The following is a 20889-nucleotide window of genomic DNA, read 5'->3' as shown; positions in this document are numbered from 1 at the left end:
AAACGGTCAGGCCGCGCCCAGCACCTTCAGCACCGCCGCCTCGTCCACGTCCGGCACCACTTCAGCACGGCCGATGCCGCGCCACAGCACCAGGCGCAGGCGGCCGGCCACGTTCTTCTTGTCCAGCCGCATGCGGCCGAGCAGGGCCTGCGGGTCCAGTCCGGCCGGGATCGCCACCGGCAGGCCGAGGCGTTCCAGTAGCATCTGCAGGCGTGCACGGTCGGCATCCTCGGCCAGGCCCAGGTCGGTGGACAGCTTCGCCGCCAGCACCATGCCCACCGCCACCGCCTCGCCATGGTTCAGTGCATCGCGGCCGGGAGCGGAGTAGCCCTGTTCGGTCTCGATGGCGTGGCCGAAGGTGTGGCCAAGGTTGAGAAGGGCGCGCTCGCCTTTCTCGAACGGATCGCGCTCGACGATGGCGGCCTTGTGCCGGCAGCTGCGCGCGATGGCCTCGGCCAGCACTGCATCCTCGCCGGCCAGCAGCGCATCGGCGTGCTGCTGCAGCCATTCGAAGAACACCGCGTCGCCCAGTGCACCGTACTTCACCACTTCGGCCAGGCCAGCGCGCAGTTCGCGCGACGGCAGGGTGGCCAGCACGAGGGTATCGGCGATCACCGCGCGGGGGGGATGGAACGCGCCGACCAGGTTCTTGCCGGCTGGAATGTCGACCGCGGTCTTGCCGCCCACCGACGAATCGACCATCGCCAGCAGGGTGGTCGGCAGTTGCACGCAGTCCACGCCGCGCATCCAGCAGGCGGCGGCGAATCCGGCGAGGTCACCAACCACGCCGCCGCCGAGGGCGAACACGCAGGCATCTCGGGTGGCGCCGAGCGCGGCCAGCGCTTCGATCGTGCGGCCGAATTCGGCCAGGGTCTTGGAGGCTTCGCCGGCGGCCAGCACGTGCTCGCCGACGATCAGGTCGGGGCGTGCGGCCAGCAGCGTCTGCTTCACGGCGGCCAGGTAGCGCGGAGCCACTTCGCTGTCGCTGAGCAAAAGCACGTGGCGGCCGCGCACATGCGAGGCCAGCGCGGTGCCGTCGGCCTGCGCGCCAGCGCCGATGGTGATGGAGTAGGGGCGGTCGCCGCCAACGGCGACCTGCAACAGGGCGGGGGAAGTCATGCGGTCAGGTCCTGGCGCTGCCATTGCGTGGCCAGCTTGACCACCAGCTGGGCGGTCGCATCGGCAGCGGTGTACGGGTCGGTATCGAGGATGAGGTCGGCCAGCTCGCGGTACAGCGGGTCGCGGTGTGCGGCCAGATCGTGCAGCACCTGCTCGCGGTCAGGGCGCTGCAGCAGCGGCCGGCCCTTGTCGCGGGCCAGGCGCTCCAGCTGTTCGGCCACGCTGACCCGGAGGTAGACCACGAAGCCGCGCCGGGCGATCAGTGCACGGTTGTCCGGATCCAGTACGGCGCCGCCACCGGTGGAGACCAGCTGGCCACGGCCTTCCAGTACGCGAGCAAGCGCCTCACGCTCATGGCTGCGGAAGCCGGTTTCGCCCGAGTGCTCGAAGATGGTCGGGATGCTGGCGCCGGCGGCATCGACGATGGCCTGGTCGACATCGACGAAGTCCAGCGTGAAGCGCTCGGCCAGGCGGCGGCCGATGCAGGTTTTACCGGCGCCCATCGGGCCGATCAGGATCAGGTTCGGAGCAGGATTCATGCCCTCTGATCCTAACACCTCCGTGCCTTGGCCTTTACGTTCTTCACGTCAGGCTGGGCGTTACTGCGGGGCTCTCCCGCGCCTGACGGAGCAGCAGTCATGACGGTCGCCAAGGTCATCGAAATCAATGCGTCCTCGCCCAAGAGCGTGGAGGATGCCGTGCGCAGTGGCTTGAAGAAGGTATCCGGGACGGTCAAGGGCATCCAGGGCGCCTGGATCAACGAAACCAAGGTGGTGACCGATGGCAACGGCGAAATCACCGAATGGCGGGTCAATCTGCGGGTGACGTTCCTGGTGGAATAGGCGCCCTCAGCGCACCGCCTGCACCTGGCGCTGGCCGTCCAGCACCACCACGTGGTCGGCCAGGCCGGGCAGGGCATGCAGTGCCTGCCGGCTGACCCGCTCGTAATACTGCACGAAGCGCTCCAGCTGCGGCCGGCTCATGCCGTGCCGGCCCGGCTGCGCCGCCTGCAGGTTCTGCTCCTGCTGCCAGCGCCAGCGCGGCACCACCGAAAAATCCGGCGGCTGCAGGAACCACAGGCGGTCGCAGCGCTGCCACAACGCCGGGTAGTCGCGGGCCAGTGCCTGGTTGCACCAGCGGCGCCAACGACCATCGGCGTCGGCCTCGCGTTCCAGCGCGTTCAACGGGCTGTCCAGTGCGTTGTCATCCTGCGCCGGTGTGCCGAGGAACCAGCCTTCGAACACCAGCAGGTCCAATGGCTGCTGCAGCTGCGGCCACTGAGCCTCGGGCAGGCGCTCGTCGGCGAGCTTGTCGAAGCGCGGCATCGCGAAGGGCTGGCGTGCGGCCACCGCGTCCAGTACGGCGTGGGCCAGCGGCAGGTCGTGGGTGCCGGGCGGGCCGCGGGTGATCAGCAATGGGTGCACCTGGCGGGCCAGCCGTTGGCGCTGTGCGCGGGTCAGGTAGACATCATCGATCGACAGCGTGGCCGCGTTCAGGCCACGTGCCTGGGCGCGCGCCACCACCTGCGCGGCCAGCGTCGATTTGCCGCTCCCCTGCAGACCGCTGATCGCCAATACTGGAACTGCTGCATCGCTGGCCAGCGCATCGTCCAGCGCCTGTTCGGCCAATGTTTCGGGGAATCCTTTCACCTGGGGCATATACGCAGCAGCGACCATGCAGCCACAATAGCCCAATCCGTGTGAGAAGAACGCAATCATGAGCGACCTGTACGCCGAAGCCCTGTCCACGTTTGCCGGCCTGTTCGAGGAGGCCAAGCAGAGCCGCGAGGTCGAGCCGAATGCGATGACCGTGGCCACCGCCGATACGCAGGGCCGTCCCTCGGCGCGTACCGTGCTGCTGAAGGCCTTCGACGAGCGTGGCTTTGTCTTCTACACCCATCTGGACAGCCACAAGGGCCAGGAACTTCAGGCCAATCCGCAGGCCGCACTGCTGTTCCTGTGGCGCAGCCTGCGCGAGGCCGGCATCCAGGTGCGCATCGAAGGCCGTGTCGAGCAGGTCGCTGATGCCGAGGCTGATGCCTACTTCGCCAGCCGCCCGCGCTTGAGCCAGGTCGGCGCCTGGGCCTCGCAGCAGTCGAAGACGCTGTCGACGCGCGAGGAATTCGACGCACGCGTGGCCGAGATCGAAGCCCGCTTCGAAGGCAAGGACGTGCCGCGCCCGGATGGCTGGAGCGGCCTGCGCGTGGTGCCCGACCGCATCGAGTTCTGGTACGGCGCGCAATTCCGCCTGCATGAGCGCTGGTGCTATGAGGCCGGGGCTGAAGGGCGCTGGAGCAAGCGCCTGCTGTATCCGTAAGGCTGCCCGATGCAACGCCTGCTGGTTGTTGGAGGCCTGTTGTAGAGCCGAGCCCACGCTCGGCTGCTCCTTCGAGAGCATCAGCTGAGCGCGGGCTCGGCTCTACAGAAGTCCACGCTTTTTGCGAGTGGACTGGTCAGCTTCATGTATGAGCAGGTAGCTGGCGGGCACACTCCAATCGAAGCCTTCAATCTGTGGAGTTGCCATGCCCTCCTGGCGTTGCCTGTTTGCCGTGCCATCACCGCGTCGTGGCGTGGAGGCTTACCTGCTGCTGCTTGCCCGCATCGTCGCCGGTGTGATGTTCTGCGTCTCCGGCTGGAACAAGGTGTTCACCGACGCCGGGCGCGAGCGCATGGTGCATACGTTGGTCGATGCGGGGATTCCGTTCCCGGTATTCAGTGCGCCGGTGCTGGGTGTGATTGAATGGATTGCCGGTGGACTGCTGGTGCTGGGGCTGCTCAGTCGCCCTTCGGCATTGCTGCTGGCGGGCATCTGCGCGGTGGCCGCATTGACCGATGGCATCGCACGCATTCCGGCCGGGCTGAGCGTGCCGGATTGGTTGAGCTGGTTCTTCTACCTCAGCGAAGTGCCGCTTGGGGTGCTGCTGCTTTGGATTGCGGCGGTGGGGAGTGGCCGGTTTGCGATAGAGGCGCGTTGGTCACGCTGACGGCACGCACCCTGTAGAGCCGAGCCCATGCTCGGCTGCTTCTGCGGGAAGATCAGCCGAGCATGGGCTCGGCTCTACAGGCCTTCCGCGCGCAGCCAGCGCCACAGCGTGGTGCGTGAGACGCCCAGCGCCTGCGCCATCCCCTCGCGGTCATTGCGGTGTTCCTGCAACAGCGCTTCCAGCTGCGCACGCGGCGGGCGCTTGCCGTTGCTTTCCACCGGCAAGGCTGCAGTGCCCTCATTCACCAGCTCAGGTGCAAGCCGCAACAGTCGCGCGGCATCGATCAGCCCTTCACCCGGCTGCCAGTGGATGCGCAGGCGATCGACCAGGTTGCGCAGTTCGCGCACGTTGCCGGGCCACTCGGCGGCGGTCAGTACCGCCAGTGCGTCCTCATCCAGTGGCGCATCGATGCCACGCAGCTGGCGGAAGAAGTGCTGCGCCAACAGCGGGATATCGCTGTGCCGCGCACGCAGCGAAGGCAGCGCGATACGCAGCGCGGCCAGGCGGTAATACAGATCACGGCGGAAACTTCCGGCGGCGGCACGTTGTTCCAGTGACTGCAGCGTGGCAGCGACGACGCGCAGATCCACGGGCGTGGGTTCGGTGGCGCCGACGCGCAGCACTTCGCGTTCCTCCAGCACCCGCAGCAGTCGGGTCTGCAGCGGTAGCGGCAGTTCGCCGATTTCGTCCAGGAACAGGGTGCCGCCATCTGCCGCCTCGACCAGGCCAACACGGCCACCACGCCGCGCGCCGGTGAAGGCGCCATCGCTGTAGCCGAACAGCTCCGCTTCCAGCAGCGATTCGCTGATCGCGCCGCAGTTCAGTGCCACGAAGCGTCCGCGACGACCGCTGGCGGCGTGCAGCTGGCGCGCCACCAGTTCCTTGCCGGTGCCGGTTTCGCCGCTGACCAGCACGGTGCTGTCATGTGGGGCGTAGAGCGCGATCTGCGCGCGCACCTGCGCCATCGCGTCGCTGTCGCCGAGTAGTTCATGCGCATCGGCACGCGCTGCCGGGCGCCGGCGCGGGGCAGGGCGGTTGCTGCCGGAACGTGCCAGGGTCTGGGTCAGTTCCAGCGCATGTTCGAACGCCTGCCGCACCGAGTCGGCCGAATACAGCAGCACCCCGGGCAGACCGGCCTGTTCTGCATGGTCGATGGCCATGCCGGTGCCGACGATCACCTCGATGCCGTTGGCGCGCAGGTCGGCGATGCAGTCTCGTGCGTCCTCGCGGGTGACGAAGCGGCGATGTTCGATATCCAGGCCGAAACTCTGCTGGAAGTTGCTGAACACTGGTACATCGCTGGCGTGGGTGACCAGGCCGATGCGCGGAGCGATGCGTCGCGCGCGCGCCAGTGCTTCCATCAGGTCGAAGCCGTTGGCCTGGATCGGCACCAGCGGCAGCTCCAGCCGACCACGCAGCCACGCCGCATTGGAGCCGCCGGCGATCACCACATCGCAGTGCTCGCGACGCAGGCGCTGCCCGATCACGTCCACCGCTTCCTCGAAGCCGAGGTTGATCTGCTCGATGCGTGCGCGGCGGTCGAACTCGGGAATGACGTCGCCGAGCAGGCCGGTCAGCCGCGAGACGCTGACGGTCCAGATCACCGGGCGGCCGGGGTCGGTATCGGCGTGGCGCAGGGGTGATCGGGGCAGGTACATGGCGGCGGGTTCGGGTAGGGTGTTTCATGATACATCCGTTTCAATGTTTCATTTGTTTCACAGTTGCGTGCCGGTCATCCCCGTGAAATCAACCGCTTGCAGCTTGGCATGGTGCTTGCGCCTACCTTCCCGTTCTTCAACCTGGATTGCCGCATGACCGCTTCCGCCCCATTCTCCGCCGGTGCCCGCTTCCGTGAGGCGCTGGCTGCCGAATCGCCGCTGCAGGTGATCGGCGCGATCAACGCCAACCATGCGCTGCTGGCCAAGCGCGCTGGCTTCCGTGCCATCTACCTGTCCGGCGGCGGCGTTGCCGCTGGTTCGCTGGGCCTGCCGGACCTGGGTATCAACACCCTGGAAGACGTGCTGATCGACGTGCGGCGCATCACCGATGTCTGCGACCTGCCGCTGATGGTCGACATCGATACCGGTTTCGGCCCGAGCGCGTTCAACATCGCGCGCACCGTGAAGTCGCTGATCAAGGCCGGCGCCGCGGCCTGCCATATCGAAGATCAGGTTGGCGCCAAGCGCTGCGGCCACCGTCCGGGCAAGGAGATCGTCTCGCAGGGTGAAATGGTCGACCGCGTGAAGGCCGCCGCCGATGCCAAGACCGATCCGGACTTTTTCCTGATCGCACGCACCGATGCCATCCAGGTGGACGGCGTGGACAAGGCCATCGAGCGCGCCATCGCCTGTGTCGAAGCCGGTGCCGATGGCATCTTCGCCGAGGCTGCCTATGACCTGGATACCTACCGCCGCTTCGTCGATGCGGTGAAGGTGCCGGTGCTGGCCAACATCACCGAATTCGGTGCCACCCCGCTGTTCAGCCGCGATGAACTGGCCTCGGCCGGCGTGGCCATCCAGCTGTTCCCGCTGTCAGCGTTCCGTGCGGCCAACAAGGCCGCCGAAAATGTCTACCAGGCGGTGCGCCGCGATGGCCATCAGCGCAATGTGGTGGAGAGCATGCAGACGCGCGAAGAGCTGTATGACCGCATCGGCTACCACGCCTTCGAGCAGCAGCTCGATGCACTGTTCGCCGCCAAGAAATAAGCAGTACCCTGCACCATCAGTTTTCGGAGGGAAAACATGAACGATACGACCGCAACCCCGACCTTCAAGCCGAAGAAGTCCGTCGCCCTGTCCGGCACTGCTGCCGGCAACACTGCGCTGTGCAGCGTGGGCCGCAGCGGCAACGATCTGCACTACCGTGGCTACGACATCCTGGACCTGGCCAACACCAGCGAGTTCGAGGAAATCGCCTACCTGCTGGTGCACGGCAAGCTGCCGACCCGCGCCGAGCTGGTTTCGTACAAGGCCAAGCTGAAGTCGCTGCGTGGCATTCCGGCCGCGGTGAAGGCGGCGCTGGAAGAACTGCCGCCGTCGGCGCACCCGATGGACGTGATGCGCACTGGCGTGTCCGTGCTCGGCTGCGTGTCGCCGGAAAAGGACGACCACAACCATCCGGGCGCGCGCGACATCGCCGACAAGCTGATGGCCTGCCTCGGCTCGATGCTGCTGTACTGGTACCACTGGAGCCACAACGGCCGTGCCATCGACGTGGAAACCGACGATGACTCGATCGGAGGTCACTTCCTGCACCTGCTGCATGGCGAGAAGCCGCAGGATTCGTGGGTGAAGGCGATGCATACCTCGCTGATCCTGTACGCCGAGCACGAATTCAATGCCTCCACCTTCGCCTGCCGCGTCATCGCCGGCACCGGCAGCGACATGTACAGCGCGATCTGCGGTGGCATCGGTGCGCTGCGCGGTCCCAAGCATGGCGGTGCCAATGAAGTGGCCTTCGAGGTGCAGAAGCGCTACGACAATCCCGACGAGGCCGAGGAAGACATCAAGGCCCGCGTGGAGCGCAAGGAAGTGGTGATTGGTTTCGGCCACCCGGTCTACACCGTGTCCGATCCGCGCAACAAGGTGATCAAGGACGTGGCCCGCGAGCTGTCCGAAGAGCAGTCCAGCCTGAAGATGTACGACATTGCCGAGCGCCTGGAAACGGTCATGTGGGACATCAAGAAGATGTTCCCGAACCTGGACTGGTTCAGCGCCGTCAGCTACCACATGATGGGCGTGCCGACCGCGATGTTCACCCCCCTGTTCGTGATCGCCCGCACCGCCGGCTGGAGCGCGCACATCGTCGAGCAGCGCATCGACGGCAAGATCATCCGCCCGAGCGCCAACTACATCGGTCCGGAAGACCGCGACTTCGTCGCCATCGACAAGCGCGTCTGATCCACCTGCTGTACCCATCCGGCCGGCCGCGTGCCGGCCGGATGCTTTCGCCGCCGCACCGCCGGCACCCGGCCCGCCTCAAGCACTCCGCCAGCCCATGAATACCGATTACCGCAAGAACCTCCCCGGCAGCTCGCTGGATTATTTCGACGCGCATGCCGCTGTCGATGCGATCCAGCCCGGCGCCTACGCCACGCTGCCGTACGTATCGCGCGTGCTGGCCGAAAACCTGGTGCGCCGCTGCGATCCGGCGACGCTGACCGATTCGCTGAAGCAGCTGATCGAGCGCCGCCGCGACCTGGATTTCCCGTGGTTCCCTGCGCGCGTGGTGTGCCATGACATCCTCGGCCAGACCGCACTGGTCGACCTGGCTGGCCTGCGTGATGCGATCGCCGACAAGGGGGGCGACCCGGCCAAGGTCAATCCGGTGGTGCCGGTGCAGCTGATCGTCGATCACTCGCTGGCGGTGGAATGCGGTGGTTACGATCCGCAGGCGTTCGAGAAGAACCGCGCCATCGAGGATCGCCGCAACGAAGACCGTTTCCACTTCATCGACTGGACCAAGCTGGCCTTCGAGAACGTGGATGTGATTCCGCCGGGCAACGGCATCATGCACCAGATCAACCTGGAGAAGATGTCGCCGGTGATCTACGTGCAGAACGGGGTGGCCTTCCCGGATACCTGCGTGGGCACCGACAGCCACACCCCGCACGTGGATGCGCTGGGCGTGATCGCGATTGGTGTTGGCGGCCTGGAAGCAGAGAACGTGATGCTGGGCCGCGCCTCGTGGATGCGCCTGCCGGACATCATCGGCGTCGAGCTGGCCGGCAAGCCGCAGCCCGGCATCACTGCCACCGATGTGGTGCTGGCATTGACCGAGTTCCTGCGCAAGGAACGCGTGGTGGGCGCCTGGCTTGAATTCTTCGGCGAGGGTGCCGCGGCACTGACCATCGGTGACCGCGCCACCATCTCCAACATGTGCCCGGAGTACGGCGCCACTGCGGCGATGTTCTACATCGATGCGCAGACCACCGAGTACCTGCGCCTGACCGGGCGCGAGGAATCGCAGGTGGCGCTGGTGGAGAACTATGCCCGCACCACCGGCCTGTGGGCCGATGATCTGGCCAACGCGCAGTACGAGCGCGTGCTGCGCTTCGATCTATCGACCGTGGTGCGCAACATGGCCGGGCCGAGCAATCCGCACCGTCGCCTGCCGGTGGCCGAACTGGCCGAGCGCGGCATTGCTGATGCGGCCAAGCTGGAAGCGGGCAAAGCCGAACAGGCGCAGGGCCTGATGCCGGATGGCGCAGTGATCATCGCCGCCATCACCAGCTGCACCAACACCTCCAACCCGCGTAACGTGATCGCCGCCGCACTGCTGGCGCGCAACGCCAACGCGCGCGGCCTGCAGCGCAAGCCGTGGGTGAAGTCCTCGTTGGCGCCGGGTTCCAAGGCCGTGCAGTTGTATCTGGAAGAATCCGGCCTGCTGCCGGACCTGGAACAGCTCGGCTTCGGCATCGTCGCCTTCGCCTGCACTACCTGCAACGGCATGAGCGGTGCGCTGGACCCGAAGATCCAGCAGGAGATCATCGACCGTGACCTGTACGCCACGGCCGTGCTGTCGGGCAACCGCAACTTCGATGGCCGCATCCACCCGTACGCCAAGCAGGCCTTCCTGGCCTCGCCGCCACTGGTGATCGCCTACGCCATCGCTGGTACCGTGCGCTTCGATATCGAGAAGGACGTGCTGGGCGTGGACGCCAACGGCAACGAAGTGCGCCTGAAGGACATCTGGCCGAGCGACGCCGAGATCGATGCGGTGGTGAAGGCCTCGGTGAAGCCGGAGCAGTTCCGCCGCGTCTACAACCCGATGTTCAACGTACGCGTGGAGCACGGTGCGGCGGTCAGCCCGTTGTACGACTGGCGCCCGCAGAGTACCTACATCCGCCGCCCGCCGTACTGGGAGGGTGCACTGGCCGGTGAGCGTACGCTGGCTGGCATGCGCGCGCTCGCCGTGCTGCCGGACAACATCACCACCGACCACCTGTCGCCGTCCAACGCGATCATGGCTTCGAGTGCCGCTGGCGAATACCTGGCGAAGATGGGCCTGCCGGAAGAGGACTTCAATTCCTACGCGACCCACCGCGGCGACCACCTGACCGCGCAGCGCGCAACGTTCGCCAACCCGAAGCTGTTCAACGAGATGGTGCGCAACGACGACGGCAGCGTGAGGCAGGGTTCGCTGGCGCGCGTGGAGCCGGAAGGCAAGGTGATGCGCATGTGGGAAGCGATCGAGACCTACATGGAGCGCAAGCAGCCGCTGATCATCATCGCCGGTGCCGACTACGGCCAGGGCAGCTCGCGCGACTGGGCCGCCAAGGGCGTGCGCCTGGCCGGCGTGGAAGCGATCGTGGCCGAAGGCTTCGAGCGGATTCACCGCACCAACCTGATCGGCATGGGCGTGCTGCCGCTGGAGTTCAAGCCGGGCACCACCCGCCTGACCCTGGGCATCGATGGCACCGAGACCTTCGACGTGATCGGCGAGCGCACCCCGCGCGCTGACCTGACCCTGGTCATCCACCGCCGCGACGGCCAGGACGTGATCGTGCCGGTCACCTGCCGCCTGGACAGCGACGAGGAAGTGGCGATCTACGAAGCCGGCGGCGTGCTGCAGCGCTTCGCCCAGGACTTCCTGGAAGGCGCCAAGGTGGCGTGATGCCGGACTGAATGCCTGCCCCCGGAGGCCGGGGGCGGGCTTGTCCGACACCAGGGCAGGGCGCACACTGACTTGGCAAAAACTGCCAAAGGAGAGTTTCATGGCCACCATGAACATTTCGCTGACCGATCCGCTCAAGCAGTTCGTGGACGAGGAAGTGCGCGAAGGCGGCTACTCCAGTACGTCGGATTATGTGCGTGACCTGATCCGCCAGCGTCAGCGCAGCAAGGCTGAAGAGCTGCTCAAGCAGTTGATTGCCGAGGGGCTGGCTTCTGGGCCTGCCGTTCCGGTGACTGCGGCCACATTCGAGCGGATGCGTCGCGAACTGACCGAAAGGATGGAGCGTGAAGGCGATTGAATGGAGGCCCCGGGCCGAGACAGACGCAGCCGACGCCGCGCTGTGGTACGCACGACAGGGAGGGCTGGCACTGGGTCAGCGCTTTCTCGCCGAGCTGAAGGCCACGCTTCAACGTATTGCGATGTTCCCTGCGTCAGGTTCCGTCCGCCATGCCGACCTCGCCGCACAGTTGCCGGCACTCTTGCGCTTCATGCAGGTTCCGGGCTTTGAACGCTATCTCGTCTACTACCTCGATCTGCCGGACCGCGTGGACGTCATGCGGGTGTGGTGCGTTGATCGTGGCCTTGACGCACTGATGCAAGACATTTCCTGAAATCCAAACGCTTGGATCCGACGATGAATTTTCTTCCGCAACTCCGAATTCCCGCCACCTACATGCGCGGCGGCACCAGCAAGGGCGTGTTCTTCCGCCTGCAGGACCTGCCCGATGCCGCGCAGGTGCCGGGCGCCGCACGCGATGCGCTGCTGATGCGCGTGATCGGCTCGCCCGATCCGTATGGCAAGCAGACCGATGGCATGGGCGGCGCCACCTCCAGCACCAGCAAGTGCGTGATCATTTCCACCGCTTCGGTGCCTGACCACGACGTGGACTACCTGTATGGCCAGGTGTCGATCGACACCGCCTTCGTCGACTGGAGCGGCAACTGCGGCAACCTCAGCACTGCGGTGGGTCCGTTCGCGATTGCCAATGGTCTGATCGATCCGGCCCGGGTGCCGCGCGATGGCCTGTGCACCGTGCGCATCTGGCAGGCCAACATCGGCAAGACCATCATCGCGCACGTGCCGATGCGCGATGGCGAAGTGCAGGAGATCGGCGATTTCGAACTGGACGGCGTGACCTTCCCGGCGGCCGAGATCCAGCTGGAATTCATCGATCCGTCCGATGACGGTGATGCGGGCGCGATGTTCCCGACCGGTAACCTGGTCGACACCCTCGATGTTCCCGGCGTGGGCAGCTTCGAGGTGACGATGATCACCGCGGGCATCCCGACCATCTTCCTCAACGCCGCCGACCTGGGCTACACCGGCACCGAGCTGCAGCCGGCGATCAATGAGGACAAGGCCGCACTGCAGAAGTTCGAGACCATCCGCGCGCATGGCGCGCTGCGCATGGGTCTGATCAAGAACCTGGAAGATGCGGCAACCCGCCAGCACACGCCGAAGGTCGCCTTCGTGGCGCCGGCGCAGGACTATGTGTCATCCAGCGGCAAGGCCATTCCGGCCTCGGCCATCGACCTGCATGCGCGCGCACTGTCGATGGGCAAGCTGCACCACGCGATGATGGGCACCGCCGCCGTGGCGATCGGCACTGCCGCGGCGATTCCGGGCACCCTGGTCAATCGTGCGGCCGGTGGTGGCGAGCGCGAGGCGGTGACCTTCGGCCACCCCTCCGGCACGCTGCGCGTGGGCGCGCAGGCCGGTCTCGTTGACGGCCAGTGGACGGTGACCAAGGCCATCATGAGCCGCAGCGCCCGCGTGCTGATGGAAGGCAAGGTGCGGGTGCCGGCCGAGTAACCAGCAGGTCGGCGCTGGCATCACACGCTTCGGTAGATGCCAACCTTGGTTGGCATGGCATTGGCACCGCCCGGGCAATGTCCAGCGCCAACCAAGGTTGGCGACTACCGGGAGGCGCGGCCTGACCTGCTTTTCTGAAGAGGAGATCGACGATGTCCGATAACCACACCCCATCCAACGAGCGTGCAGCGTGGGATGCGCTGCTGGTGGACATCGTCGACTACGTGCGCGACGCGCGCATCGACTCACCCCTGGCGTTCCAGACCGCGCACCACTGCCTGCTCGACACGCTGGGCTGCGGTTTGGAAGCGCTGTCCTTCCCGGCCTGCAGCAAGCTGCTCGGTCCTCTGGTGCCGGGCATCAGCGTGGTCAACGGCGCGCGCGTACCGGGCACGCACTACGTGCTGGACCCGGTGCAGGCCGCCTTCAACCTGGGCGCGATGGTGCGCTGGCTGGATTTCAACGACACATGGCTGGCCGCCGAATGGGGCCACCCGTCGGACAACCTCGGCGGCATCCTCGCCGTCTGCGATTGGCTGGGACGCAATGCGCAGGCCCTGCGCCGCCCGCCGCCGACCGTGCAGGACGTGCTGCTGGCGATGATCAAGGCGCATGAGATCCAGGGCGTGTTGGCGCTGAAGAATTCGTTCAACCGGGTCGGGCTGGACCATGTGGTGCTGGTCAAGGTGGCGACCACCGCCGTGGTAGCGCAGCTGCTCGGGCTTGATCGCGAACGCATGCTCAATGCAGTGTCGCTGGCCTGGGTCGATGGCCAGGCGCTGCGGACCTACCGGCACGCGCCCAACACCGGCTCGCGCAAGAGCTGGGCCGCCGGCGATGCCACCAGCCGTGGCGTGCGCTTGGCGCTGATCGCGGCAACGGGTGAAATGGGCTATCCGAGCGTGCTCAGTGCACCGACCTGGGGCTTCGAGGCAGTGTCCATGCATGGCCAGGCATTGACGCTGGAGAGACCGCTGGGCAGCTATGTGATGGAGAACGTGCTGTTCAAGATCAGCTACCCGGCCGAGTTCCACGGCCAGACCGCAGTGGAGGCAGCGATTACGCTGCACCAGCAATTGCGCGTGGCCGGGCGGCGCGCCGAGGACATCGAACACATCGCGATCCGGACCCAGGACGCCTGCATCCGCATCATCGACAAGCGGGGTCCACTGCATAACCCGGCCGACCGCGACCACTGCGTGCAGTACATGATCGCCATCGCGCTGCTGCATGGGCGGCTGGTGGCCGAGGACTATGAGGACGACGTCGCCGCCGATCCGCGCATCGACGCATTGCGCGCAAAGATGGCTTGCCACGAGGATCCGCAGCTCAGCGCCGACTACCTGGACCCGGACAAGCGCAGCATCGCCAACGGCCTCAGCGTGCGCTTCAACGATGGCAGCGGACTGCCGGAGGTGCTGGTGGAGTACCCGCTCGGCCATGCCCGGCGCCGCGAGGAAGGCATTCCGCTGCTGATGGACAAGTTCCGCCGGCACCTGGCCCATCGCTTCCCGACCGCCCAGCAGCAGCGCATCCTGGCCGCCTCGCTGGACCCGGTGGCGCTGGCGGCGATGCCGGTGACCGACTACGTGGATCTGTACCTGCCGGGGTAGGGGGCTTCGCCGGATCTGGCGCTGCGCCTGCTTGCCGGGCACGTGGCTGCACCTGCTTTGGTAGGTGCCAACCTTGGTTGGCACGGCCGACGCCAACCAAGGTTGGCGACTACCGGGATGCTTTGGTCCACGCTGCAGTCTGCAGAGGTTCCTCAGAGATAGTGTAATCCCGCGATAGCGATAGACTAAGCCGGATCAGATCGCATATGTGGAAAGGCATCCATAGTCGGTGCGTACCGAAATGGCATTGTGTCCCGTCCATGCAATATGCGCGGTACGCACCACATGATCGACGGGAAAGCGTCGAATTTCCCTCATGTCTGCAAAGTCATAAAGTGCAATATGACCGCGGTGCATGACGGCCAATCGCTTGCTATCGCAGTCCAGTGCAAAGTCAGTTCGTATCATATCAGTGAACTCCGGCCACCCGGGGCGGGATTCGCCTGTTGCCGCGTCCAGGCACAGCAGGCGCCACCGTCCATACTCTTCCAAGGCCAACAACCAGCGTCCATCCGCGCTCCACTCCATCTTGACGATCATTTCAAAATCAGCCTGATGTCGGCGCACGGTCTTGGCCTGGGCGACATCGATGTACTCGATCTCACCTGGATTGGCACAGCAGGCAAGCATCGTGGCATCCGCTGAGAGCGTGCCCATAATCTGCTCGGAATGCCCGCCAACCATCGCAGGGGAGCGCGCCAGCTGCATGATGTGCCTTCCATCGTCGAGTCTCATTACCGTTACCTGCTCACCGTCATGCCATGCGGCATGCCCGTTGGACCTTGTCAGGAAGGGCGATGACAGTACGGATGCATCGCTGATCCGCTGGGGAGGACTGCCATCTGAAGTCCAAAGGTAGATTCCAGAGTCGAATCGAATCAGGAATCCTGTCCGGTCATCCGTAGGTAGTGCCGACCAGGCAAGGTCCGTCTTGCTTGATCGCCAACCATGGATGATCTCAGCGTCTTCACCAATGAGCAGCAACATGTCGGTTGCCGCACCATGCGTGTCTTCGTCCTGGTGCTGATTGGTCGCCAGCTTCCCATTGCAACCCGCAATCATCAGGGCTCCCGTGTACCCCCCGCCAATGTAACGATGCATGCAGGGTTCGCCTGCGGCAGCAGCATGGTTCACGAGTACGAAGCCCTTTTTCAGCCGCGACCACTCCTGTTTGATGGCCCATTTCAGTGCCTCGTCGGGACTCGGGAAGTCTTTCAACTGTGACTTCAGCTTCCCGGGGCTTCCGGAGGTGACTTCGACAGTACCTCGGTCACATCGCGTACCCCAGACCTTACCGGTCGCTGGATCCTGAATCATGCGTACTCGTGTCATTGCAATGTTCACTGCTGTTCAGAAGGCCTGATGCCGATGCTACAGCGGCGACTGAAGGCCGATTGGGAAGTCGCTCAATCGAGGGTTGAACCCGTCACTTTGGGGCGACTTCGGCCTTCTCTCCGCCGGGACATTGCGCGCCACGATTGGGGGAGCGCCCGATCCCAAGCCAGACAGGTTGCCGGCATCGGCCTGTGCCTGGCGCGGCGGGGGAGGGGCGCTTGGGTAGGTGCCAACCTTGGTTGCCACGGCTATCGCCAACCGAGGTTGGCGGCTACCGGTCCTGCCGGCCAGCGGCCGGCACTACCCGCCCGGGCAATTGCCGAATTCGCGTCAACACCTTGACGCGGCCTGCCTATAATGGCCACCTCGATCAAGGAGTGACGACATGAGCGGTCCGGCACGGCGGAAGCGGTGGGGATGGGCGGCGGCTGTACTGGCAGGAGGCCTGTTGCTGGGCCTGGCCGGTTGCCGCAACGACAGCGGGCAGCTGCCCAAGAGCAGCGGTGAGGCCATCACCACCAAGGCCGAGCAGGTGAAGGAATTCACCCTGCTGCGCGCTTACCCGGACCAGAAGAATGAAGGCCTGTCGCTGGCGCTGGAGTTCTCGCGCCCGCTGGTCGGCACCCAGGATTTCGACAAGCTGGTGCGCTTCGAAGAGAAGGTCGGCACCGACGACAGCAGCTGGACGCTGTCCGATGACGGCCTGACCCTGCGTTACCCGTTCGTCGAGGCTGGCAAGGAGTTCAGCCTGGTGGTCTCGCCGGACCTGCTGGCCGCCGATGGCAGCCGCCTGGGCAAGGAACTGAAGCAGAAGGTGTTCAGCGGCGAGCTGAAGCCGGTGGTCGGTTTCGCCTCACAGGGCAGCGTTCTGCCGGCCAAGGACAGCCGTGGCCTGCCGGTGGTCTCGGTGAACGTGCCCGAGGTTGATGTTGAATTCCTGCGCGTGCGCGAGAAGGACCTGCCGACTTTCTTCAGCCAGTACCAGCGCGGTGGCCGCCGCGGCAGCTGGGAGCTGAGCAGTGACTACGAGCGCAGCCCGATCAACAAGCTGGCCGAGCCGGTCTACGTCAACCGCTTCATCCTCGGCGGCAAGAAGAACGAGCGGGTGCTGACCTACCTGCCGACCCAGGACATCAAGGAACTGCAGGAACCGGGCCTGTACTTTGCCCTGCTCAAGCGCACCGGCGACTATGAAGGCGAGTTCGATACCGCGTTCTTCTCGGTCAGCGACATCGGCCTGCATACCCGCGCCTACAAGGACAAGCTGTTCGTGCACACCGCCGGCCTCAAGGACGGTGCGCCGCTGAAGGGCATCGACCTGCGCGTGCTGGACGCCAAGGGCGAGGTGGTGCTGAAGGGCAGCACCGACGGCAACGGCAATGCGCTGCTGAACTACACGCTGGATGCCACCCACGTGCTGGTCGCCAGCACGGGCAAGGACACCAGCTTCCTGCCGTTCAACCAGCCGGCGCTGGACCTGAGCGAATTTGCCGTGGCCGGTCGTGACAATGCCTGGTTCGACGTTTACGCCTGGTCCGGCCGTGACCTGTACCGCCCGGGCGAGACCGTGCGCCTGTCCGCCCTGCTGCGCGACAACGACGGCAAGCCGGTCAAGGCGCAGCCGGTGTTCCTGCGCCTGAAGCAGCCCGACGGCAAGACCTTCCGCGAGACCCGCCTGCAGCCGGGCGAGCAGGGCTACATCAACTTCGAGCAGGTCATTCCCGCTGAAGCGCCGACCGGGCGCTGGCAGGTCGAGTTCCGCACCGATCCGGCCAGCAAGGAAGCGATCCAGGGCATGACCCTGCGCATCGAGGAGTTCCTGCCCGAGCGCATGAAGCTGGACCTGGACAGCGCGCAGAAGACGCTGAAGCCGGGCGAGGACCTGCGCCTGCAGGCCAATGGTGCCTACCTGTACGGTGCGCCGGCCGACGGCAACCGTTTCACTGCGCGCATGGCGGTGGCCGCCGAACAGCAGCCAGTCGAAGGCCTGCCGGGCTACTTCTTCGGTGACCCGACCCTGCAGCTGCCGCGCGAAGCCAAGGACGTGATCGACTCCACGCTGCCGGGCAACGGCCAGCTGCGTGAGGATGTGGCATTGCCGGAAGAGGCCGCCAAGGCCAAGGCACCGATCGCCGTGGTGCTGTCCGGCAGCCTGTATGAAACCGGTGGCCGTACCGTCACCCGTACCCTGAAGCGGGTGATGTGGCCGGCCAACGCGCTGGTTGGCGTGCGCCCGCTGTTCAACCCCGAGGATGGTGCCGACTCCAACGGCAATGCGCGCTTCGAGCTGATGCGCGTGGATGCCGCCGGCAAGCCGCAGCCGGCCAAGGGCCTGAAGATCACCCTGGTGCGCGAACTGCGCGACTACCACTGGACCTTCAACGACAACCGCTGGGACTACGATTTCACCCGCCGCTTCGAGAACAAGGAAACCCGCACCGTCGATGCCGGCAGCAGCGCGGTCGCCTTCGATTTCCCGGTGGAGTGGGGCGAGTACCGGGTGGACGTGTTCGATCCGTCCACCGGCCTGACCAGCCGCTACCCGTTCCGTGCCGGCTGGAGCTGGGGCGATGACAACCGTGGCCTGGATGCACGCCCGGACAAGGTCAAGCTGGGCCTGGACAAGACCGGCTACAAGGCCGGTGACACCCTGGAAGTGACGGTGACCCCGCCGCATGCCGGCAAGGGCATCCTGATGGTCGAGACCGACCGCATGCTGTACGTGCAGGACATCGACGCCAAGCCGGGTTCGACCTTCAAGATTCCGGTCACCGCCGACTGGGAGCGCCACGACGTCTACATCACCGCACTGGTGTTCCGCGGCGGCAGCGCGCCGAGCAAGATCACCCCGGCCCGTGCCGTGGGCGTGGTGCATGTGCCGATGGACCGCAAGGGCCGCACCGTAGCGGTCGGCCTGGTGGCGCCCAAGCAGATGCGCCCGGAACAGGACCTGTCGGTGACGGTCAGTGCACCGCAGCTGGCCGGCAAGATGGCGCACGTCACCGTCTCGGCGGTGGACGTGGGCATCCTCAACATCACCCGCTTCCCGGTGCCCGATGCCGGTGCGCACTTCTTCGCCCAGCGTCGCCTCGGCATCGATGCCTACGACATCTACAGCCGGGTGATCGAGAGCTTCGATGGCGGTGCCGGCAAGCTGAAGTTCGGTGGCGACATGGCGCTGCAGGCATTGCCGCAGGCCAAGCGCCCGACCGCGCGCGTGCAGACCGTGGACCTGTTCTCCGGCCCGGTGCAGCTCGATGCCAAGGGCATCGCCCGCATCCGCCTGAAGGTGCCGGACTTCAACGGCACCCTGCGGGTGTCGGCGCTGGTCTACAGCGATGACCAGTATGGCAAGCGCGATGTGGAAACCGTGGTGCGCGCTCCGATCCTGGCCGAAGCCAGCATGCCGCGCGTGCTGGCCCCGGGCGACCGCAGCACAGTGACCCTGGACGTGCAGAACTTCACCGGCAAGCCGGGGCAGTTCAACGTGAAGGTGGACACCGAGGGCCCGCTGAACCTGGCCGAGGGCAGCCGCAGCGTGCAGTTGAATGCCGATGCCAAGACCACGCTGAGCTTCCCGCTGTCGGCACGTGAGGGCCACAGCGTGGCCAAGGTGCGGGTGCGGGTGGACGGCAACGGCTTCAAGGCCGATCGCCGCTACGAGCTGCCGGTGCGTGCGGCGTGGCCGCAGGTGCTGCGTTCGCAGGTGCGCACGCTGGATCCGCTGGCAGCGGTCAGTCTCGACAACAGCCTGACCGATGGCCTGATGTCCGAGTCGGTGAATGCCCGCCTGCTGGTCAGCCCGCTGCCGCCGATCCCGTTCGCCAGTGCGCTGCAGGGCGCGCTGAACTACCCGTACGGCTGTGCCGAGCAGACCACCAGCAAGGGCTACGCCGCGCTGATCCTGGACCAGGCGACGTCGTCGATGCTCGGTGCCGATGGCCTGGATGCCAAGACCCGTCGCGAACGCATGGAAGGTGCGTTCGGTCGCCTGGCGTCGATGCAGGTGGCCAACGGCAACTTCTCGATGTGGGGTGACGACGGCTACGTGAACCCGTGGCTGACCCCGTACATCACCGAGTTCCTGCTCGATGCCAAGGACGCCGGTTTCGCGGTGCCCGACAACGTGCTGCAGAAGGCGCTCAACCGGCTCAGCGAGGACCTGCTGTCCGGCGGCAACCAGTTCTACGGCCAGGACGACCGCGAGAAGCTGAAGTTCGCCAACCAGGCGTATTCGGGCTACGTACTGGCCCGGGTCAACCGTGCGCCGCTGGGTACCCTGCGCACGCTGTACGACAACGAGCGCAGCAAGGCGGTCGGCGGCCTGTCGCTGGTCCATCTGGGCGTGGCGCTGTCGCTGCAGGGCGATGCCAAGCGCGGTCAGGCCGCGCTGGCCGCGGCCTTCGCCAAGTCCAGCAGCGAACGCCCGTCGTACTTCGGCGACTACGGCAGTGCGATCCGTGATGACGCGCTGATGATCGCGCTGACCCACGAAAACAAGCTGGCCAAGCCCGCGTGGGACGCGCGTGCGGTGGATCTCGGCCGTGGCCTGGATGCGCGCCGCAATGCCGGCTGGATGTGGCTGAGTACGCAGGAGCAGGTGGCCATCGCCCGTCTTGGCAAGGCCCTGGCCGCCAACCAGAAGGCACTGGTGGCCGGTGAACTGGTGATTGGTGGCAACACCGAAGCCATCGGCGAGCGAAAGCTGTTCGGCCGCAACTTCAGCGCCAGTGAGCTGGCCAGCGGCGTGCGCTTCACCCCGCAGGGCCAGCCGCCGATGTTCGCCAGCATCGACGTGGCCGGCATCCCGCGCAGCGCGCCGGCACCGGACAACAGTGTGCTGGGCATTGAGCGCAGCTACTACGGCACCGATGGCAAGCCGTGGTCGCCGCGTCCGCTGAAGGAAGGCGAAGCCCTGATCGTGCGCGTGACGGTCACCGCCGACACCACGATGCCCGATGCCCTGCTGACCGACCTGTTGCCGGCGGGTCTGGAGATCGAGAACTTCAATCTGGGCGACGCCAAGCAGTGGGCCGATGTGGTGGTTGATGGCATCACCATCAGCGACCGCGGTGAAGCCGCCGACACCAAGCATGAGGAGTTCCGCGACGACCGCTATGTGGCCGCGCTGAAGCTCTCGCGTGGCAGCAAGGCCAACGTGTTCTATCTGGTGCGCGCGGTGACCCCGGGTACTTACTCGGTGCCGCCGCCGCTGGTGGAGGACATGTACCGGCCGCAGCTGCGTGGCGTCGGCCGCAGCAACCCGACCACGATCACGGTGGTACAGCCGTGACCGCGCGGACGGGCCGCGAGGGCGCGGCCCGTCCCGCTGGCAAGCTCCAATCCGGCAC

Annotated in this window: 16 protein-coding genes; 11 read left to right on the top strand and 5 right to left on the bottom strand. The window is 66.1% G+C overall.

Features of this window, described 5'->3' with window-relative positions; genetic code table 11:
- Positions 1 to 6 precede the first annotated feature (6 nt).
- Positions 7 to 1119, bottom strand: a complete 1113-nt coding sequence (gene aroB / locus AC0Z6F_RS14080) for a 3-dehydroquinate synthase (RefSeq protein ID WP_006384265.1) — start codon at positions 1117 to 1119, stop codon at positions 7 to 9.
- A complete protein-coding gene (locus tag AC0Z6F_RS14075) occupies positions 1116 to 1658 on the bottom strand; it encodes a shikimate kinase (protein ID WP_006384262.1) in 543 nt (180 codons plus the stop codon). Before AC0Z6F_RS14075 ends, aroB begins: the two co-directional genes overlap by 4 nt.
- Positions 1659 to 1757: 99 nt before the next feature.
- Here AC0Z6F_RS14075 and AC0Z6F_RS14070 point away from each other — a divergent pair, with 99 nt between their 5' ends.
- Complete coding sequence (locus tag AC0Z6F_RS14070) at positions 1758 to 1961, top strand: dodecin family protein (protein WP_012511846.1); 204 nt, start codon at positions 1758 to 1760, stop codon at positions 1959 to 1961.
- A 6-nt stretch (positions 1962 to 1967) separates the two neighbouring features.
- Here AC0Z6F_RS14070 and AC0Z6F_RS14065 read toward each other — a convergent pair whose 3' ends face one another.
- Positions 1968 to 2795: a kinase gene (locus AC0Z6F_RS14065; protein WP_041864575.1), complete on the bottom strand. Its 828-nt coding sequence runs from the start codon at positions 2793 to 2795 to the stop codon at positions 1968 to 1970.
- A gap of 40 nt (positions 2796 to 2835) precedes the next feature.
- Here AC0Z6F_RS14065 and pdxH point away from each other — a divergent pair, with 40 nt between their 5' ends.
- A complete protein-coding gene (gene pdxH, locus AC0Z6F_RS14060) occupies positions 2836 to 3435 on the top strand; it encodes a pyridoxamine 5'-phosphate oxidase (protein WP_012511844.1) in 600 nt (199 codons plus the stop codon).
- Between the two features lie 205 nt (positions 3436 to 3640).
- Complete coding sequence (locus AC0Z6F_RS14055; protein ID WP_006384211.1) at positions 3641 to 4102, top strand: DoxX family protein; 462 nt, start codon at positions 3641 to 3643, stop codon at positions 4100 to 4102.
- A gap of 74 nt (positions 4103 to 4176) precedes the next feature.
- On the opposite strand, the gene prpR is transcribed toward AC0Z6F_RS14055, so the two are convergent.
- Positions 4177 to 5760, bottom strand: coding sequence for a propionate catabolism operon regulatory protein PrpR (gene prpR / locus AC0Z6F_RS14050; protein WP_006384210.1), 1584 nt, complete (start codon positions 5758 to 5760; stop codon positions 4177 to 4179).
- 153 nt (positions 5761 to 5913) lie between these two features.
- Between prpR and prpB the strand changes: the two genes are divergently transcribed.
- The 7 genes from prpB (at position 5914) to AC0Z6F_RS14015 (ending at position 14203) form a co-directional block, all read left to right on the top strand.
- Positions 5914 to 6807 (top strand): methylisocitrate lyase, encoded by an 894-nt coding sequence (prpB, locus tag AC0Z6F_RS14045; RefSeq protein ID WP_012511842.1) that lies wholly within the window; start codon positions 5914 to 5916, stop codon positions 6805 to 6807.
- Between the two features lie 36 nt (positions 6808 to 6843).
- Positions 6844 to 8001, top strand: a complete 1158-nt coding sequence (gene prpC, locus AC0Z6F_RS14040; RefSeq protein WP_006384137.1) for a bifunctional 2-methylcitrate synthase/citrate synthase — start codon at positions 6844 to 6846, stop codon at positions 7999 to 8001.
- Positions 8002 to 8098: 97 nt separating this feature from the next.
- Positions 8099 to 10717 (top strand): Fe/S-dependent 2-methylisocitrate dehydratase AcnD, encoded by a 2619-nt coding sequence (acnD, locus tag AC0Z6F_RS14035; protein WP_485617343.1) that lies wholly within the window; start codon positions 8099 to 8101, stop codon positions 10715 to 10717.
- A 100-nt stretch (positions 10718 to 10817) separates the two neighbouring features.
- Entirely contained in the window at positions 10818 to 11075 is a 258-nt protein-coding gene (locus AC0Z6F_RS14030) for a type II toxin-antitoxin system ParD family antitoxin (protein WP_006384133.1), read from the top strand.
- Positions 11062 to 11388 (top strand): type II toxin-antitoxin system RelE/ParE family toxin, encoded by a 327-nt coding sequence (locus AC0Z6F_RS14025; RefSeq protein ID WP_100435106.1) that lies wholly within the window; start codon positions 11062 to 11064, stop codon positions 11386 to 11388. Before AC0Z6F_RS14030 ends, AC0Z6F_RS14025 begins: the two co-directional genes overlap by 14 nt.
- Before the next feature lie 23 nt (positions 11389 to 11411).
- The gene (gene prpF / locus AC0Z6F_RS14020) at positions 11412 to 12590 is read left to right on the top strand and encodes a 2-methylaconitate cis-trans isomerase PrpF (protein ID WP_100435105.1); all 1179 of its coding nucleotides are present in this window, start codon (positions 11412 to 11414) and stop codon (positions 12588 to 12590) included.
- Between the two features lie 152 nt (positions 12591 to 12742).
- Positions 12743 to 14203 carry a bifunctional 2-methylcitrate dehydratase/aconitate hydratase gene (locus tag AC0Z6F_RS14015; protein ID WP_100435104.1) on the top strand — a complete coding sequence of 487 codons (1461 nt, stop codon included), beginning with the start codon at positions 12743 to 12745 and terminating at the stop codon, positions 14201 to 14203.
- Positions 14204 to 14398: 195 nt separating this feature from the next.
- Here AC0Z6F_RS14015 and AC0Z6F_RS14010 read toward each other — a convergent pair whose 3' ends face one another.
- On the bottom strand, positions 14399 to 15421 hold the full coding sequence (locus AC0Z6F_RS14010; protein ID WP_485617341.1) for a WD40 repeat domain-containing protein: 1023 nt from the start codon (positions 15419 to 15421) through the stop codon (positions 14399 to 14401).
- A 502-nt stretch (positions 15422 to 15923) separates the two neighbouring features.
- Here AC0Z6F_RS14010 and AC0Z6F_RS14005 point away from each other — a divergent pair.
- A complete protein-coding gene (locus AC0Z6F_RS14005; RefSeq protein WP_485617339.1) occupies positions 15924 to 20831 on the top strand; it encodes an alpha-2-macroglobulin family protein in 4908 nt (1635 codons plus the stop codon).
- The last annotated feature ends 58 nt before the right edge of the window (positions 20832 to 20889 follow it).

The organism is Stenotrophomonas sp. 1L-E-5-B-C3 (assembly GCF_057292075.1).
Note: the sequence above shows the minus strand (reverse complement) of the source record. Positions and strands in the feature narration are given on the sequence as shown.